Source organism: Bradyrhizobium sp. Rc2d, assembly GCF_900099855.1.
Classification (GTDB): domain Bacteria; phylum Pseudomonadota; class Alphaproteobacteria; order Rhizobiales; family Xanthobacteraceae; genus Bradyrhizobium.
On sequence record NZ_FNCU01000089.1, the window covers coordinates 1 to 15,795 of the forward strand.

Consider the following 15,795-nt stretch of genomic DNA (forward strand, 5'->3'; position numbering starts at 1 on the left):
CTGCACCCGGTTCAGATAGCCGTAGATGTAAAGCTTCAGGAGAACCGAGGGATGGTATGACGGCCGACCGGTCGCCGCCGGCTTCACCCCCTCGAAGCTTAGCTCGGCCAAATCGAGCGCATCGACAAACACGTCGATCACGCGAACAGGGTTGCTCTCGTCAATGAAATCATCGAGGCACTCGGGCAATAGCGTCGATTGCCCACGATCCGCCTCCGCAACGAAGCGCTTCATCCCACCCCCCGCAAATCGTGCGGGAATCATATCGCGCGAATCACATCAAGCGCAGCGTTTTCACACAGCCAGGGTCACAAGGCGAAATTCTCACAAGCGGTACAAAGCGTCTGCTTCAACGCTGAAACCGGACATCGGACTTTGGGAGTACACGTCCTCAGGCGCGATTTAGAGGAAGGACAGTTCGCAAACCAATCCTTCCGGTCTCCAATTAGGCGCTTCTGGCACCGGGCCAGGCCACCACCTGTCCGGACTCGACGAGCCGGTCGCGCCCGCTGTCCTTGTCGGCATAGAGCGCGCGATCGGCGGCCGTCACCAAAGAGCCGGCGTCCAGCGCCACCTGCGAAGGCATGTTGGTGGGTCTTAGCTTCTCGCGAGAGGTTTCTGGGCCAAGACTTCGATGTGCCTGATCGGCGCGGCGCGTCGAACACGGGACCGCCTCCGCGAGCGGCTTGATCATCCTTCTTTTGATTGCCCCCAAGGTCCGGCGCCGCCGGTTGGTTGATCTTGTGTCTGATTTGCTGGATAGTCGTCCAGACCACGGAGCAGCGGGGCTGGCCATGGCTGAATTTTCATTACCCGAGACGCAATATACCCAGACTGGTGATTTCAGTATCGCTTACCAAGTGATGGGCAGCGGCCCTATCGACGTAATACTGGTCCCCGGCATCATCTCGCACATCGATCACATGCATGAGCTACCGGGCTACACCCAATTCCTTCGCCGGATGTCGAAGTTCTCGAGGGTAGTCACCTTCGACAAGAGAGGACAAGGGCTGTCGGACAGGCTTGCGGATGTCCCCTCGTTGGAGGAGCGCATCGACGACGTCCGCGCGGTAATGGACGCGATCGACTCGAAACGCGCCGCGCTGGTCGGCTTCTCCGAAGGCGCGGCCATGAGCATTCTTTTCGCAACCACGTATCCCGACCGCGTGTCCCACCTCGTTCTCTTCGGCGGTCTCGCGCGCGTGGCCGACCTGCTCCCGCCAAATCTGTCGCCGTCAGCCATCGAAGAAAGGCTAACGAATCTTGTGAAGCGTTGGGGTAACGGAGCTTTTCTTGGGAACGTCTTCGCGAGTGACGTCTCCAATCCGGAGGCAGTAGCGCGCATTGCGAAGTTCGAAAAGCTGGCGAGCAGTCCTGGCGCCATCAAGGCCTATATCCTCGCGAACCGCAGGATCGACGTGAATGCCATTCTTCCGTGCGTCCGCACTCCGACATTGGCGTTGCACCGGGCGACCGATCTGCAAGTGCCCGTCGCACTGGGTCGCAGTCTTGCGGCGGGGATCCCGGGAGCGAAATACACCGAATATCCGACCGGCGATCACGCGTTCTGGACGGGCGACATCGAGACGCTGGTCGGCGACATCGAGGAATTCGTGACCGGCCATCGGGATGCGGGAGACGCGGACCTGGAGCGGATTCTCGCGACGGTCATGTTCACGGATATCGTCGACTCGACGCGGCAAGCTGCTGAGATCGGCGATCAGCGCTGAGATCGAGATGCGGGGGAACGACATCGGCGGTATTGCGGTCCATGCCGCGGCCCGCGTCATGTCGCAATCCGAGCCCGACGAGGTTCTCGTTTCGCGCGTCGTGACGGATCTTGTCGCGGGTGCCGGCCTGCGCTTCACCGAACGCGGTTCGTATGAGCTCAAGGGGTTGCCGGGCAAGTGGGACTTGTTCGCGGCCGCCGGCTAAGTCCTGGCCGGTATCGAAGGATCAACCATCCTGATTTCGGCGGCAAAGAATTCGCGCCGGGATCTAGTGGAGGCAGACATGCGGCCGTCGATCCGTTAACTTCGTTTCCGGTCCGCGATTGATCGGTCGGCACCGAAGACGCAAGCCTTTCCGGACGAATCGTCCGTCCAAACCCTACATCGTTCCCGGATACCCGTGATGAAAAAGCTTCGCTTGGCCGCCGCGGCCCTGTTCGCGTTTCCCGCCATCTCGCACGCTTCCTACACCGAGTGCAGCGTGCCGAAAGAGACAGAACTGGCGAACCGGCCAGGCGGACAGACCGAGCCGCGCTGGTCGCCGATCGAAAAGGGCCAGAAGGTCGCGATCCGCGACACGTACCGCGACTGGGTCTTCGTCGTGCATTACGACAAGGATTCCGGCGAGTCGCTGTACGGCTGGGTCCAGCGCGACGGCCTGGCGAACTGCCGGGCGAAGGACGGCACGCCCTAGCGCCAGCGGCGTCGACGTCGCTATCCCTCTTCCGTCGCTGGCAACTATCACGTTGAACGAGATCTACGACACGATCGCCGGGTGAGAGCTGTCGATCGCCGGCGGGCACTCCGGGCAGGTGTCGCCGATCGAATCCAGGACATCGCGAACCTCGGCGACGGCTTCCTCTGGAGGCGCGCCGGGCGGCGGATGCTGACGAGCGATGTCGAGCGCCCGCTCGCGGGCGTGCGGGTCGGCACGGTCCTGCATCCAGCCGTGCTCCTCGCATTCGCGGATGGCGCCGGCCTCCTGCAGAATGGAGATCGCCCAGCCGCGCAGCGTCCGGATCGCCGGCCGTCTCTCCTTCGTCATCAGCATCGAGATCGCTCCTGCCGAGGCGAATCCTGGCCCCGTCGTTCGTTTCGGCTGCTAACACAAGGCAGGGGTTCGCGATCGCAGCGGCCGCGGCTTTTCCACCTGTTCCGTCGCCCTGTGCAGAACCGGCTACGCCGCGAGCACGTCTTCCTTGTCCGCGCCGCGCATGACGATTCTGAGCATCTCGTCCGGTAGGGGGCGCTGCAGCGCCTTGGCCTCGTCCCACGGCGCGCGCAGCCAGACGTCGCGCTCTTCCTCGGTGGTCAGGATCACCGGCATGGCCTTTGGATCGGCTCGACAACTGCGTTGGCCGACGTCGTGAGAAAACCGTAGACCAGATGAGGGCCCGGGATCGGTTTCGACTTGGTGCCGCGGTCGCCCCTGAACTCCGTCCAGATGCCGGCGAAGCAGAACAGCGGGCGGCTGTCGTCGAGAGCGAACCAGACGACGTCCTTCTTTCCGGTCTCCGGATTCGGCTCGGGCGCGTATTCGGCGAAGCTGTTCGCCGGCACCAGGCAGCGGTGCTCCGGCTTGAGCCAGCCGCGCCAGTGCGGCGAGGACGTGTTGCGGATGTTCGTCACCGGCGGGCCGCCGGTCCTGGGCGGAGGCGGCATGCCCCAACGCATCAGCACCATCTCTTCGGCATCGTCGGCATTGCGCACGACGGGTGCCGGATAGTCCGGAAACACGCCCGGCATCGGCGCCAGATTGCCGACGTAGCGATTCATGCGCCGGAAAAGCCCGGCGATGGCCGCCTGGTTGGTGGTGATCGAATAGAGATTGCACACGATCAGGACTCCGGAGCGGCCTGGCGGGACCGCGATGCTAGTTGCAGAAAGGTAGCTGAGGGCCGACGACCCGCCTTGCTACATTTGCTGCAGCGGAGGCGGCTCGCCAAGTCATGGACGAATGTTGTCGGCGGATGGCGCAGCGCCGCCAAGTCGACGTCTCGTCGGGTCTTGCATCGCGAGCATTCGATCTCGAGCCAGGCGTAACCGCCATTGGCAGCCTGATCAACGGTCGGCGACGGGTCGATTGGTCCTTCATTTGCCCACATCCGCTCGTTCCACGCTTCGCAGAGCAGCTTGTCGGCCTGTCGGATGAGGGCCTCGCCCTTCGCTCGGGTTTCGGCGGCCTGCCCCGCGAGGATCGTCGTCATGGCGCGTGCGCGGCCGAGCTCTTTGGCGAGCGCCTTGCGGTCCCCGCCAGACAAGGGCGTCGGGTGATGCTTCGGTGCCATGGCAGCATCCAGTTCCGGCCGCGCCGGCGACTATTCGAACGCAGGCCAGCAGCCGTCTTCCTCATGGCGCCCAGTCCGCTGGGTGCAGGTATTGTCCAACAGCCGCCGGCCGACATCCTTCCAGAGCGCGTCCCGACCATAGAGACGGATGGCGTCGACCTTCTGGATTTCGACGATCCTGGCGCAGCGGCGGCACCCGACCCTCAGAATATGTTTAGGAATTTGGCTCAGCCGCAGCGCGCCTCCGGAGGGGGCCGACCGGGCCTCGGCGCGAGGGTCGTTCAGAAGCGCTTGCCAGTATTCAGCGGGCAAATCAGCGTCGGGAGCCAATCCGGGCTTCTGAGGCGCGTTTCCGGCGACGACAGCGGCCATCGTTTCCATCTGCTTCGGGGTCGGCATGCGCCAGCTCGCGGGTCGGTCCGTCATGCCTCAATAGAACATAACAAGAACAAAAGAGTCGATAGCCCGCGTGAAAAATATCCTCTTATGGGCCCGTCCATGCTGTCGGAACCATGACCTGCCGTTCGTCTTGAATCCGAGCCGTCCCGAACTGGAGTTCTGCGTACCATGGCCCCGAGAGCCAACTGGAAAGGCTTCTTGCGTCTGTCGCTCGTCACCTGTCCGGTGGCTCTCTACCCGGCGACATCAGAATCCGAAAAGATCTCGTTCAATCAGCTAAATCGAGCGACCGGTCACCGGATCAAGTACGTGAAGGTCGACGCCGATACCGGTGACGAGGTCGCGAACGAGGACATCGTCAAGGGATACGAACTCGATAAAGGGCAGTTCATCGAGGTCACCAAGGAGGAGCTCGAGGAGATCGCGTTGGAATCAACGCGCACCATCGAGATCGACGAATTCGTCGACAAGTCCGACATCGACCCTCGTTATCTGATCCGGCCCTACTACCTGCGCCCTGATGGCAAGGTCGGCCACGACGCCTTCGCCGTAATCCGCGAGACCATCCGCGAAATGGACAAGGTCGCGATCGGCCGGGTGGTGCTGACCAACCGCGAGCACATCATTGCGCTCGAGCCGATGGACAAAGGCCTGGTCGGCACGCTGCTGCGCTATCCGTATGAAGTTCGCAGCGAGCAGGAGTATTTCGATGAGATCCAGGACGTGAAGGTCACCAAGGACATGCTCGATCTCGCCAAGCACATCGTGAACCAGAAGGCGGGCACGTTCGATCCCGAGAAATTCGAGGACCACTATGAGACCGCGCTGATCGACCTGATCAATCAGAAACGGGCCGGCAAGACCATCCGGCCGAAGGAGCGGCCGAAGGGCGAGAACGTGGTCGATCTGATGGAGGCGCTGCGGCAGAGCGTCGGTCGGGAGGCTGCGCCGGCGAAGGCAGCAAAGCCTGCCAAGAAGCCGCACAAGGCGTCGGCGGGCCAGAAAGAGATGTTGATGCCGATCCAAGGCAAGAAGCCGGCGAAGGAAGCGGCGGCGAAGAAACCCGCGACGGGCCAGCGGCGGAAGTCGGCTTAGGCGGTTGATGTCCGGGGCACCGGCGGTGCATCAGGCAGCCGCGGCCCAACGCGCGATAAAGTGCTTCAACCGGATGCTTCGATGACCTTCACCATCGGCATCATCTCGGATACGCACGGTCTGCTTCGGCCGGAGGCTCTTCGCGTGCTGGCCCAGGTCGACCACATCATTCACGGCGGCGACATCGGTGATCCCGAGATCATCACCGCGCTGCGGAGAATTGCTCCCGTCACGGCGATCAGAGGGAACGTGGACACGGGCGAGTGGGCCACCGAATTTGCCGAAACCGAGTTCGTGCGGCTCGCGGGACGGCTGTTCTACGTTCTGCACGATCTCAACAGTCTGCAAATCGATCCCGTAACTCAAGGCATTGATGTCATTGTTTCCGGCCACACCCATATGCCGAAGATCGCTACCGTAGACGGCTTACTCTACGTGAATCCCGGCAGTGCCGGGCGCCGACGCTTCAAGCTACCGATCACGCTTGCGAGCCTCGAAGTCACGCCCGAGGGACTGAAACCGATCATCCACGATCTTGAAGTCGGATAAGGCCCAGCTGCGGCACGTCCAGGCAGGCGAAGCTCTCGGCGCCATCTCGGCCGCCAGGATGTAAGTCGCACCGATGGGCAGCGTCAGATGGGCAGATCGAGCTGAGGCTCGGCATCGTCGTTCCCCTGCGTTTGCAGCGAGGACAGCGACACGCCTAGCAGGCGAACCGACTTCGGGAAAGGTATCTCGGCCTGCAGCAGGGATATCGCCAAACTCTCCAAGTCGTCCCGGCTCGACACGACCGTCGGGACCGATCGGCTCCGCGTGATGATCTCGAAATCGAAGAACTTGACCTTGAGCGTCACGGTCCGTCCCCGGTTGCCGGTGCTCTCACAGTGACGCCAGACCTTGTCGATCAGTGGCCGGAGCTCGGCGGCCATCACGTCGAATGTCGTGAGGTCCGCAAAGAACGTGTTCTCGGCGCCGATGGACTTGCGGATGCGGTTGGCGCGGACGGGGCGATCGTCGATGCCGCGCGAGATCCAGTAGTAATAGGCGCCGGACTTGCCGAAGTTGGCATTCATGAACTCGAGCGTCTGGTTGCGGATGTCCATTCCGGTGAAGATGCCGAGGCCATTCATCTTCGCGCTCGTCGCCGGACCGATGCCGTGGAATTTGCCGACTGGCAGCGACTCCACGAACGCGGCGCCCATGTCCGGAGAGATGACGTACTGGCCGTTCGGCTTCCTGTGATCCGAAGCGAGCTTCGCCAGAAATTTGTTGTAGCTGATGCCGGCCGAAGCGTTGAGGCCCGTCTCGGCCTTGATCTTCTCGCGGATCCGCAGCGCGACGTCGCGGGCGAGGGGAATGCCCTGAAGATTTTCGGTGACGTCTAGATAGGCTTCGTCGAGAGAAAGCGGTTCGATAACCGGCGTGTGCTCCGCGAAGATGTCGCGGATTTGCCGGCTTATCGCTTTGTAGACCTCGAAACGCGGCTTTACGAAAATCAGGTCTGGACACTGCCTCTTGGCGGTGACGGACGCCATCGCGGAGCGAACTCCGAACTTGCGGGCCTCATAGCTCGCCGCCGCTACCACGCCGCGTTCCGCCGAGCCGCCGACCGCGACTGGCTTGCCTCGCAGATCCGGATTGTCCCGCTGCTCGACCGACGCGTAGAAGGCGTCCATGTCGATGTGGATGATCTTGCGGTGGGAATGGCCGGCGTCGGGTCGGCTTTCGGCCGGTGCATCCATCTCTACGGGTCCGTCCTTCGCTCCGCCTTGACAAATAGCGCGGTCAGAACAAAAAAGGAACGATAAAACCGTACTTGGCTGGTCGTTGAGAACAGCTTCGTCGACCAGAATCGATGGGAAACGGCGCGCGTCAAATGAAGCCTACTACGTTGCCGGTCTACTACTATCTCGACCACTTCGTCGAAATGCTCCATTTCGTGGAGAAGACGTATGGCGAGATCCTCACCGACGAGCACCGTTCGTTTACCGCCCGCTTTCGCGGCCTTACGAAGGACGCGCAGTGTCTGCTCATCCGGATGGTCAACCGGCGAGGGGCGATCTTCAATCGCGCGCTGTTCAAGTATCCCGAGATCACCGACCTCGAAGCCGCGGCGTGTGACTTGATCGCGTGTGGCCAGGCGCGCGGGCTGCGCGCCGAGGACTATACCGCTTTCGTCCTTTGCTTGCCGAAGACCGCACTTGTCGACGGCGCGCGTGCCGCGGGGTTTGGCCGCGACGTCCGCACCTCATGGTCGAAACCGGCGCTGGCCGACTTCTTCGTCGCCGCGATTCCGTTCGATCTTGCCGCAAGGCATTGCGGCGCCGGAGGCTTCATAGCGCTCGACAACACGCGACCGATCGAATTCCTGCTGTACCTCTATTTCGGCAAGACGGCGGATGACCTCAAGAACTTCGCTCTGCGCGATCTCGGTGTTCTGCGCACGAACAGAGAGACGTCGTTCAGCGCTCGCTTCGCCGACGCCGACGAAGCGCATGCGTGTTTTCACTACAGCCAGGTGCTGGATCGCATCGAAGTCCGTTCCGCCGAAATATTCGAGAGGGCTGCCGCGGCGATTCTGGACGGACCCCCGCGGACGACCGAATACGCCGCCGACCTTGCGGCCCGCGCCGCGTGCCAGGTCGGGCAGTTCTTCGAGAAGCAAGGCGACAAGGATCTGGCCGAACGGCTCTATCGTTTCGGCGGCTCCGCGGATTGCCGCGAGCGCCTCGTCCGGTTGCTGTACGCGAAGGGCGACAAGGCGGCCGAGAATCTGCTGCGGGACATGATCGACGATGCCGAAAGCGACGACGAGCATCTCTTCGCGACGGATTTCTACGCGCGCAAGTTCGGCGGACGGCGGACCGGTCTGTGCACAGAGCTGCTGCGGTCGGGGCGGACAATCGTCGTCGACGACACGCATCGCGGCAATCCCGAGGCAGGGGTCGCCGGCGTGCTGCGGCGCCAGGGCGGGCAGGTCTACTTCGCGGAGAACACGCTTTGGCACACGCTGTTCGGGCTGTTGTTCTGGGATGAGCTTTTCGAGTCAGGCCAGCTTCACAGCGGGTTCGACTGGGTCCCGCATTGCCTTCGCGACCGGACCTTCCATCGGAGGTTCGCCTCGCAGATCGACGGCAAGCTCGCGGAGGTCAGATCCGGCAATGCGCTTCCGATCGTCTTGCGCACCGTCGGAGCCAGATGGGGCCGGCCCAACGGAATCTTCGCTTGGGACCACGTGCAGATGGGCGCACTGCGTGCCTTGCTCGAAGGCGCCGGCGCGGACGGCTTGGCCGAGATTCTTCAGGCGATGTGCGACGACTTCCGCGGCATGCGGGACGGCTTCCCCGACCTGATGCACGTGCGCGACGGCAAGGTGTCCTTCGTCGAGGTCAAGGCGGAAGGCGACGCCATACGCCGCAACCAACTGACCCGCCTGCGCCAACTGGAGAACGCCGGCATCCCGGCCGAGATCGGCCGCGTGGACTACCGGTTCGACCCGGAACAGGACTACGTGGTCGTCGACATCGAGACCACGGGAGCCTGGTCGACCGGTGATCGCATCACCGAAATCGGAGCGGTCAAGGTCCGTAACCATCAGGTGGTCGACGAGTGGCACTCGCTGGTCAATCCGCAGCGGCCGATCCCTGCGAAGATCGTCGTACTGACCGGCATCACCAACCAGATGGTTCGGGACGCGCCGGCGTTCCACGAAGTCGCCGACAGTTTCATGGCCTTCATGGCCGACGGCATCTTCGTCGCCCACAACGTGAACTTCGACTACGGCTTTCTGTCGTACGAATACGAACGGCTCGAACGGCGCTTCCACTTTCCGAAGCTGTGCACTTGCGTGGGAATGCGGCGTCGATATCCCGGGCACAAATCGTACGGACTCGGAAAGCTGTGCGCGATCTACGACATCGAGCTCGAAGACCACCATCGCGCGCTGTGCGACGCTCGGGCGGCGGCCAGGCTGTTGAATCTCATTAACAAGAAGCGCGACGACGGCATTTCGGCAGAAGCGGTGCAGGCCGCTTAGTCGCAATCCGGACAGGTATCGCCCATTCCGTCGAGGGCTTCTACAACGGCGATGACGGCCGCCTGCGGCGAGATGTCGGGCGGCGGATCGCACATGGCGACATCGAAGGCGCGTTCACGTGCATGGGGATCGGCGCGGTCCTGAATCCGTGCGTGCTCATCGCATTCGCGGATTGCGCCGGCTTCATGCAGCACCGAGATGGCCCATCCCCGCAGCGTCCGGATGGCCGGTCGTGATTCCGTCGTCGTCAACATCGAGATCACTCCTGCCAAACGAATCCGTACACTCTTCGGTTCGTTCCACAGTCCCGACAGGCAGATGCCTTTCAGCAGTTCGCGCTCGCCGGGGCTGCAGACACCGCCTTACCTTCTTGCCTGCTTAATGAAGCAGCCACGATCTTGGTTGTCATTGAGGTCGACAATCAATCTTCCCCAAGAAGCTGCTTGGGGTCATCTGCGTCGTCTTGGCGAAGTCCGCGCTATGTCCGGTTTTCCCAGCTATCGGCAGAAAAAGCGGACATTCCGACTCGGTTGCGGCACATCATCAACTGCATACTAACAGAACTAGCGGTCATTCAGCCTGGTGTTCGCCCGGAGCGGCAGCGTACCAAAGGCCATTGAGTTCTTCCTCGACCCCCCAGCCGACGTTCCTCGCGCGCGATCTAAGCTTGTCGAGACGCTCAAGGTATTTGGCGCGCTCAGCAGGAGGTAGGCTCGATATGAGTTCGAGGGATCGTCCATACATGCGGATCAAAGCAGCAAAGTAGCTTTCATCTTCCATATTGCAGGATTCTAGAAAGCCAAGCGCCTCCTCGCAATAAAATATCGACAGTTCCACCATCCCTTCCGGGCGACCAATTGCTTTCTTGTAGTCCGAAATCGCCTTCTTGGCTATTGAAACCGATACGGGTTGGCCTTTCATTACATCTGGGCATATCCAATTAGAAATAATCGCCTTGAAGGGCTGGAGCTGATCATGACCCAAGCCCAAGCGGGCGTGCAAGAATGCTTGGTTGTCCTTGCTTGCAGTGTAGAGGTCTTGCACTAGCCCCAGAAGGCCCGCGCGATCGAAGTGTAAGAGCGTAGTCCTAACGTCGCTCCAAGTTGGCGAGGCTTTTTTGCTGACCACGACCACGAACCTTTCGATGACCGAGCTTCTTGCTCGCCACGACTTTCGCAAAGGAGCAGACTGGCCGGGCGGCAAGCCCCTTTTAAATTGGTCCAGCGCCGGCTTGGTTGCTTCGGCGTCAGGGCAAATCCTCGCGCACCAAGCCGGACGACAACCGGCACCTGACGTCAACCGAGCTACATTAGCGAACTGTCCAACGATCGCCATGAACGCCGGCGAGTTTGGGGGCGAACCAATCGGACCACCATGTCCTCTAGCTCCAACGCCAGTATCGCCAAGAAAGCTCGCACGAAGGCCGAGGCGGATTTTACCACTTGGCTCATGATGGCCAAGCTCGGTGGTTTCGATGACCTTCCGTCAAACGCGCAGAGCTTTCTGACTAACTATCGAGCCCGACTCGAGACGATGAGCGAGGCCGAGTCCACGGCCCTGGCAGTTCGCGAGGTTTACAGCGTCTATTACTGTGAGATGGGAGGCGTGGGCGCGGCGCCGGAACCAAAGGCTCGCACACCAACGACAGAGGGCAAAGTCGTGCGCATCCAGAGGCGGCCGAAACCTCAACCCGGCCTATCGGCTGCGCGCCATTCGACGAGGCCAATGATCCAAAAATCTCTCCCGGCCCTGCTGATTTTCGCGAGCATAGTGGCTCTGATTGTCGCATATAGATTTCTGACGCAGTAACACCGCTCGCGGATTGTGCGCGGGGACGAAGTGCGGCCCACGGGACCCGCGCCGAACCTGGAGCGGCTCGCCGGTTTCTCTGCCGTGCCCCGGCACCTCTAGCAGCGGCCCGCCTTGACGTCCGCTGTTCCCCTCATGGTCCAAATAGCGGACATCGCGCACTTCGCATTCATAAGCGGGCATTTGGGGTCAGCAATATAGTCAACGGCTAGGCATATGCTTTCACGCATTCAGCTTCAGCCCACTTCACTGCATCTTCGGCTGGCATGCCTTGCACGGCTTTCGCGAACATATCGACGATAATGTACTTGTTCAGCACCTCCGCAGCCTGACGGCTGGAGGGCCCCGCATAGCCCATTAGCCGCCCAGTCCGTGCCGCCGACCGGAACGGAAGCATGACCGGATCCTTGTCCCAGAGCGGATGCTTCTCCCAATCAGTCGTGGGGCCGACACTGAAGCCCTGTAGCGTAATGAAGTACTTTTCAAAGATCGGTTTGGAACTTATCCAGCGCATGAACTCTTTGGCCGGCTTCTGATTGTTCGAATAGCGCGGAACGATGTTAGAGGCGGGGGTATGGAAGCTGAACTGCCCAGCTGGACCTGCCGGCAGCGGTGCGTGCTGGATGTCGGCCTTGATCGGACTGCCGGCCTCGGTCTGATACGCATCCGGTTTGCGTAAAGCTTCAAGGTAAATGGAAGCGGCATTATTCGTCGCGCAGATTGTGCCAGCGAGGAAGGCGCGGTTGTTGCTCGTGTCGTCCCAGGCAAGTCCGCCCTCGTCATAGGCGTCCTTCCAGAACGTCACCATGAACTTGACAGCTTCGACCGTCTCCTTGCTATTGAGCACGACCGTCTTGCCGTCCGGCTCGACCTCCTTGCCACCCCAAGACCAGAGATATGGATAGACAAAATTCGGCGCGTCAGCGAAGGCGTGACCGAGCGTCTGACCAATGGGACGGCCCTTAGCCTTGAGCTTCTTGCCGGCTTCGCGATACTGCTCCCACGTCTCCGGGAACTTCGCATAGCCGGCCTCGGCAAACCACGATTTCCGGTAGGCTATTTGAATGCCGGTGACGTTGAAAGGAACGGCGAGCCAGCGCTTACCGTCGTATGCAGCTAAGCGAGAGGTCTCGTAAAAGCCGCCTTGAGACTTGCCAAGTTCCTCCGCCACGTCGTCGACCTCGGCCAAGCTCTCGGAATACAATTGCGCCCAATTATTAACTACGAGTACGATGTCGGGGCCCGATCCCGTCTGGATCGCGGAAGTGATGCGCGCCTGGACGTCATTCGCGTTGATCGTTTCGACCGTGAGCTTGATCCCAAGCGCCTTCTGACATTCTCTCGTGATCTCACCTTTCAAAAGAACGTCCGCCGCCGGCACGAAACTGGATGGGCGAAGCCAATGGACGGTCGTCGCCTGCGCGTAGGCGGGCGCGCCTCCCGAAGCTAGGATCGCTGCGAGGCCGCCGAACCTCGCCTCCATAAGACCAGCGCCGGAAAACTTGAATAGTTCTCGCCGACTGATGCCCGCCACGACGCCCTCCTACCTCTTTCCGATAGGCTTGAAGGAAGGACCTGGACCTTCCCGCCTCCGCAAGGTCTCGTCAACCGCCTGCAACGGGCGCTCTCCGCGTCCGGGTCTAGTCCTGGCGCCAGACGCCATTGGCCCCTTGGCTTCAGGATGTCGCCTTCGGGTCTTGGTTGTGTGCAGACGGATAGGTCGGAAGCGGCCGTGGTCGACAATCGTTGCACGCCGCCAATGTTCTCGAGCCGGCTCGTCCAATAGCCAGCCTATCGCGCTTTTGGACGGGGCCAACAGCCGACATGCGATCTGATCTGCGAACTCGCCCCTAGGGGGTATCGCCGGGCGTCGTGGATCGAGGGGGTGTCTCAAATTTTATTCCGGGTCACGGCGACTTGTTGCAAAGACTGTCATGGACTATCTTACGGTTGCAATAACGAGTCGAGGTGTCGGTTTGGAAGATATCAACCGTACTCTTGGCGCCTTGCCAACATGCGATCGTTGCCACGGCAGCAGTCGTGTCATCGTCACTGAACTCCTGAACCTCCGCATTGGCAGGTCTGTGGTGGCGTACCGATGCCGGGAGTGCGGATACGTGACTTGGGATGAGCGTCTCTCACTTGCTGTCGCCCAAGTACGTCCACCTGAAGGAAAGCAACCGCGCCTTATCGCGGCTGAGTAGACCCCAGGTCCGCCTTACTCGACAGCCGACAAGCGGAAGAACGTTGGATTTCGTCGGGCATGGCCACAAGCAGACGAGAAACTTTGATTCATTAGCAGCCGCTGAAGAGCTTTAGGAGGAAGCCCACCAGCCGTCGGGAAATGGCTCAAGCAACGTCCATTCGATTTGGTTGTCGTTCTGAGGGATCCTGAGACCTCCTGCATTTCTGCTTGCTGGCGTGTAGCGGCGAAGGCAGACAGACAGGGCGCCGAGATCGCGACCTCGGATGCGGCGCGAAGCATGGCGTCGAGGGCGCAATGCAGGCGCACCGCGAGCGTCGCGCTCTGCATCTTCGACCAGACTTCGAAGGTCTTCCAGTTCTGAGAGCTGAGAGGCGAGCTCGCCAAGTCGTTGCAGATAAAGCATTGCGCGAGAGCTTCGCATAAATGTCCTCCACAGTACAAAAAGCACTACAGGACGGCTTCAAAGCAATCGGGATAAAGTGGTAATCTAGCATCGCTAGAAATCGGCCTTCAATACGTCAGGCTCATTGCCTGATCCGAGGCTATCGCCTTCGAGCGCCTCTAGCAGCGAAAGGCAGCTTAGGATCAAAGGCTGCCCTCGTTAGGCAGCATTTCCTGGGTCGGCCCATCTTCGGAAGCGCACATGGCGGCGCTCTGGGTCTAGGTGGGCGACGGGCCACGAGCGGAATCGCCGTGGCTGCGGGTAAGATGGACGCCTCATCTTGCGATTGGAACCTATTTACTGCTTTTAATTTATTTAATTTGCGGCATTTAATTCCAGCCAGCTAAACAAATCATAGGATGGACGCCATGCCCTCGGAAGACGAAGACCGGCGTGAATTTCTGAAGACCTGCGGAAAATTCGCGGCGGTCACGCCGCCCGCCATGACCATGCTGCTGTCGACCTCCCTCACGTCAAATGCTATTGCGCACTCCGGAGGTGGAGGCGTCCGTGGTCACGAGCACCATGAGCACCATCACCATCACGACCGCGACTAGGCGAGACACAAAAGCCGCCCCTACGGGCGGCCTTAGTTCTTTGTCAGAGGCCTTGCCGGTTCTTCTGCCATTGCCTCAATATCAACGGGGGGCGACTCGCCCGTGCGATCCTTCAGGTCGGCCGCTCGCTGGATCAATCCCGACGCAACCTGCGGGTCCTTTGTTGTGCAGCAGCGTTGCTGCCGCCTCTCGGGCGAACGAGGTGTAGCGTGGCACGTCTTTTTTATCCCAATCGAATTCCCCGTGGGATGCAAGTCAGAAATCCGGGCTGCGTTCCGGTGCTTTGTACAAAAATGTACACAGGCAACAAGATGGACGTCAGCTCCGGGGCTGTCGCCAAGCTGAGGTCCCTGTGTCGGGATCAAGTTGTCGAGGCGTGATCCGAAAGGATCAACTTTAGCTCCGGCCATTTAGTTCTTAGTGCTTAGTTCCGTGCTTAGTTCCGCGCGACTTTCGCAAATCGGATCACGGCGAAGTCCAGCGTCATCCAATCTTCTCAGGATTGCAGCAGGCTAACCTCAACAGACGCTGACACGATCATCACGAGAGCCGTATCCCGTTCTCACCTGGACGGTCATTTGTCCGATGGGTTCGCGAGTTTCGCTCTTGCCTCGAATAGCTTCCGCCAAGGCTCTCAGTGCAGCTTCACGGGCGGCATCGAGATGCGCAGCGACCGCCCTCATAAGGACGGTCCCGCCGCCCAAAGGGATCGCTGATGCGAAGTCGGGACTGCCCTCAACGGAACGTTGCGTGACGTCCGTCCTTGCTCGAACGTAGCGAATCCCAACCCGGCCTTCTTTGCAAATGCTTACGCTGAGGAAGGAACTTCCCAAACCATTGGGATATCCCTGTTATGCACAGCGCTCCTCACATATACCTTGGTTTGTGTTGACAATCTCAAAAAAAGTTTGGGCGAGAGTCGCAAACCGAACCGACATTCCCGCTTCTCTTTAACAAAGTCGTATCGGGGCTAAATCACGGCTCATCCAAAATCTGATCGAACACAGAGCGTGAGACTCTCGTGACGCAAGCGAGCGTCGCGAGGAATGCTTTCGCTTGAGAAAGGGAATGTTGCGTGAGTGAAAGCGAAATGAAATTGACGCCGAACGGAACGAATGTTTTCGGGATGCCATGGTTGGATTTCTCGAAGGCCGCCTTGCCGGGCGTGGGGCGCGAGCTTGCCGAGCAAGGCCTCGCCCGCGCACGGGAAGGCTGCGAGAAGATCAAGGCCGC

The 15,795-nt window shown here is 60.7% G+C and carries 18 protein-coding genes and 1 pseudogene; 8 read left to right on the forward strand and 11 right to left on the reverse strand.

The features are described from left to right. Nucleotides 1–234: transposase (locus BLV07_RS44880; RefSeq protein ID WP_143035736.1), on the reverse strand; the 234-nt coding region annotated here is incomplete at its 3' end. Between the two features lie 211 nt (nucleotides 235–445). Further along, nucleotides 446–694 (reverse strand): hypothetical protein, encoded by a 249-nt coding sequence (locus BLV07_RS44885; protein ID WP_091899024.1) that lies wholly within the window; start codon nucleotides 692–694, stop codon nucleotides 446–448. Here BLV07_RS44885 and BLV07_RS44890 point away from each other — a divergent pair. The 3 genes from BLV07_RS44890 to BLV07_RS44895 all read left to right on the forward strand — a co-directional run bounded on the left by BLV07_RS44890 (nucleotide 687) and on the right by BLV07_RS44895 (nucleotide 2,424). Next, entirely contained in the window at nucleotides 687–1,730 is a 1,044-nt protein-coding gene (locus BLV07_RS44890) for an alpha/beta fold hydrolase (RefSeq protein WP_244551458.1), read from the forward strand. The genes BLV07_RS44885 and BLV07_RS44890 overlap by 8 nt on opposite strands. A 7-nt stretch (nucleotides 1,731–1,737) precedes the next feature. After that, nucleotides 1,738–1,935 (forward strand): adenylate/guanylate cyclase domain-containing protein, encoded by a 198-nt coding sequence (locus BLV07_RS49625; RefSeq protein ID WP_244551459.1) that lies wholly within the window; start codon nucleotides 1,738–1,740, stop codon nucleotides 1,933–1,935. A gap of 198 nt (nucleotides 1,936–2,133) precedes the next feature. Continuing rightward, nucleotides 2,134–2,424, forward strand: coding sequence for a hypothetical protein (locus BLV07_RS44895; RefSeq protein WP_091899025.1), 291 nt, complete (start codon nucleotides 2,134–2,136; stop codon nucleotides 2,422–2,424). A 63-nt stretch (nucleotides 2,425–2,487) separates the two neighbouring features. Here the strand turns inward: BLV07_RS44895 and BLV07_RS44900 are convergent, their stop codons facing one another. The 4 genes and pseudogenes from BLV07_RS44900 to BLV07_RS44915 all read right to left on the reverse strand — a co-directional run bounded on the left by BLV07_RS44900 (nucleotide 2,488) and on the right by BLV07_RS44915 (nucleotide 4,444). Beyond that, nucleotides 2,488–2,781 carry a hypothetical protein gene (locus tag BLV07_RS44900; protein ID WP_091899026.1) on the reverse strand — a complete coding sequence of 98 codons (294 nt, stop codon included), beginning with the start codon at nucleotides 2,779–2,781 and terminating at the stop codon, nucleotides 2,488–2,490. Nucleotides 2,782–2,907: 126 nt separating this feature from the next. Then, nucleotides 2,908–3,566, reverse strand: a pseudogene (locus BLV07_RS44905) (SOS response-associated peptidase). A gap of 2 nt (nucleotides 3,567–3,568) precedes the next feature. Further along, nucleotides 3,569–4,018, reverse strand: a complete 450-nt coding sequence (locus BLV07_RS44910; protein WP_091899027.1) for a hypothetical protein — start codon at nucleotides 4,016–4,018, stop codon at nucleotides 3,569–3,571. Nucleotides 4,019–4,048: 30 nt separating this feature from the next. Continuing rightward, nucleotides 4,049–4,444: a hypothetical protein gene (locus BLV07_RS44915; RefSeq protein ID WP_091899028.1), complete on the reverse strand. Its 396-nt coding sequence runs from the start codon at nucleotides 4,442–4,444 to the stop codon at nucleotides 4,049–4,051. A gap of 141 nt (nucleotides 4,445–4,585) precedes the next feature. Between BLV07_RS44915 and ku the strand changes: the two genes are divergently transcribed. Further along, complete coding sequence (gene ku, locus BLV07_RS44920) at nucleotides 4,586–5,512, forward strand: non-homologous end joining protein Ku (protein WP_091899029.1); 927 nt, start codon at nucleotides 4,586–4,588, stop codon at nucleotides 5,510–5,512. A gap of 81 nt (nucleotides 5,513–5,593) precedes the next feature. Beyond that, nucleotides 5,594–6,061 (forward strand): metallophosphoesterase family protein, encoded by a 468-nt coding sequence (locus BLV07_RS44925; RefSeq protein ID WP_091899030.1) that lies wholly within the window; start codon nucleotides 5,594–5,596, stop codon nucleotides 6,059–6,061. 83 nt (nucleotides 6,062–6,144) lie between these two features. On the opposite strand, the gene dinB is transcribed toward BLV07_RS44925, so the two are convergent. Further along, the gene (dinB, locus tag BLV07_RS44930; RefSeq protein ID WP_091899031.1) at nucleotides 6,145–7,254 is read right to left on the reverse strand and encodes a DNA polymerase IV; all 1,110 of its coding nucleotides are present in this window, start codon (nucleotides 7,252–7,254) and stop codon (nucleotides 6,145–6,147) included. 134 nt (nucleotides 7,255–7,388) lie between these two features. Here dinB and BLV07_RS44935 point away from each other — a divergent pair, with 134 nt between their 5' ends. Then, the gene (locus BLV07_RS44935; RefSeq protein ID WP_091899032.1) at nucleotides 7,389–9,548 is read left to right on the forward strand and encodes an exonuclease domain-containing protein; all 2,160 of its coding nucleotides are present in this window, start codon (nucleotides 7,389–7,391) and stop codon (nucleotides 9,546–9,548) included. Here the strand turns inward: BLV07_RS44935 and BLV07_RS44940 are convergent. Together BLV07_RS44940 and BLV07_RS44945 are read right to left on the reverse strand one after the other, a co-directional pair. Next, nucleotides 9,545–9,802 carry a hypothetical protein gene (locus BLV07_RS44940; RefSeq protein ID WP_091899037.1) on the reverse strand — a complete coding sequence of 86 codons (258 nt, stop codon included), beginning with the start codon at nucleotides 9,800–9,802 and terminating at the stop codon, nucleotides 9,545–9,547. The two genes, BLV07_RS44935 and BLV07_RS44940, sit on opposite strands and share 4 nt — an antisense overlap. Nucleotides 9,803–10,118: 316 nt before the next feature. Continuing rightward, the gene (locus BLV07_RS44945; protein ID WP_091899033.1) at nucleotides 10,119–10,682 is read right to left on the reverse strand and encodes a hypothetical protein; all 564 of its coding nucleotides are present in this window, start codon (nucleotides 10,680–10,682) and stop codon (nucleotides 10,119–10,121) included. Nucleotides 10,683–10,922: 240 nt separating this feature from the next. On the opposite strand from BLV07_RS44945, the gene BLV07_RS49630 reads away from it, so the two are divergent. Continuing rightward, on the forward strand, nucleotides 10,923–11,357 hold the full coding sequence (locus BLV07_RS49630; RefSeq protein ID WP_091899034.1) for a hypothetical protein: 435 nt from the start codon (nucleotides 10,923–10,925) through the stop codon (nucleotides 11,355–11,357). A 208-nt stretch (nucleotides 11,358–11,565) separates the two neighbouring features. Here the strand turns inward: BLV07_RS49630 and BLV07_RS44955 are convergent, their stop codons facing one another. Next, nucleotides 11,566–12,891: an ABC transporter substrate-binding protein gene (locus tag BLV07_RS44955; RefSeq protein WP_176946185.1), complete on the reverse strand. Its 1,326-nt coding sequence runs from the start codon at nucleotides 12,889–12,891 to the stop codon at nucleotides 11,566–11,568. Nucleotides 12,892–14,373: 1,482 nt separating this feature from the next. On the opposite strand from BLV07_RS44955, the gene BLV07_RS44965 reads away from it, so the two are divergent. Next, entirely contained in the window at nucleotides 14,374–14,562 is a 189-nt protein-coding gene (locus tag BLV07_RS44965) for a hypothetical protein (RefSeq protein WP_091899038.1), read from the forward strand. A 975-nt stretch (nucleotides 14,563–15,537) separates the two neighbouring features. On the opposite strand, the gene BLV07_RS48460 is transcribed toward BLV07_RS44965, so the two are convergent. After that, nucleotides 15,538–15,795: hypothetical protein (locus BLV07_RS48460; protein WP_210187868.1), on the reverse strand; the 258-nt coding region annotated here is incomplete at its 5' end.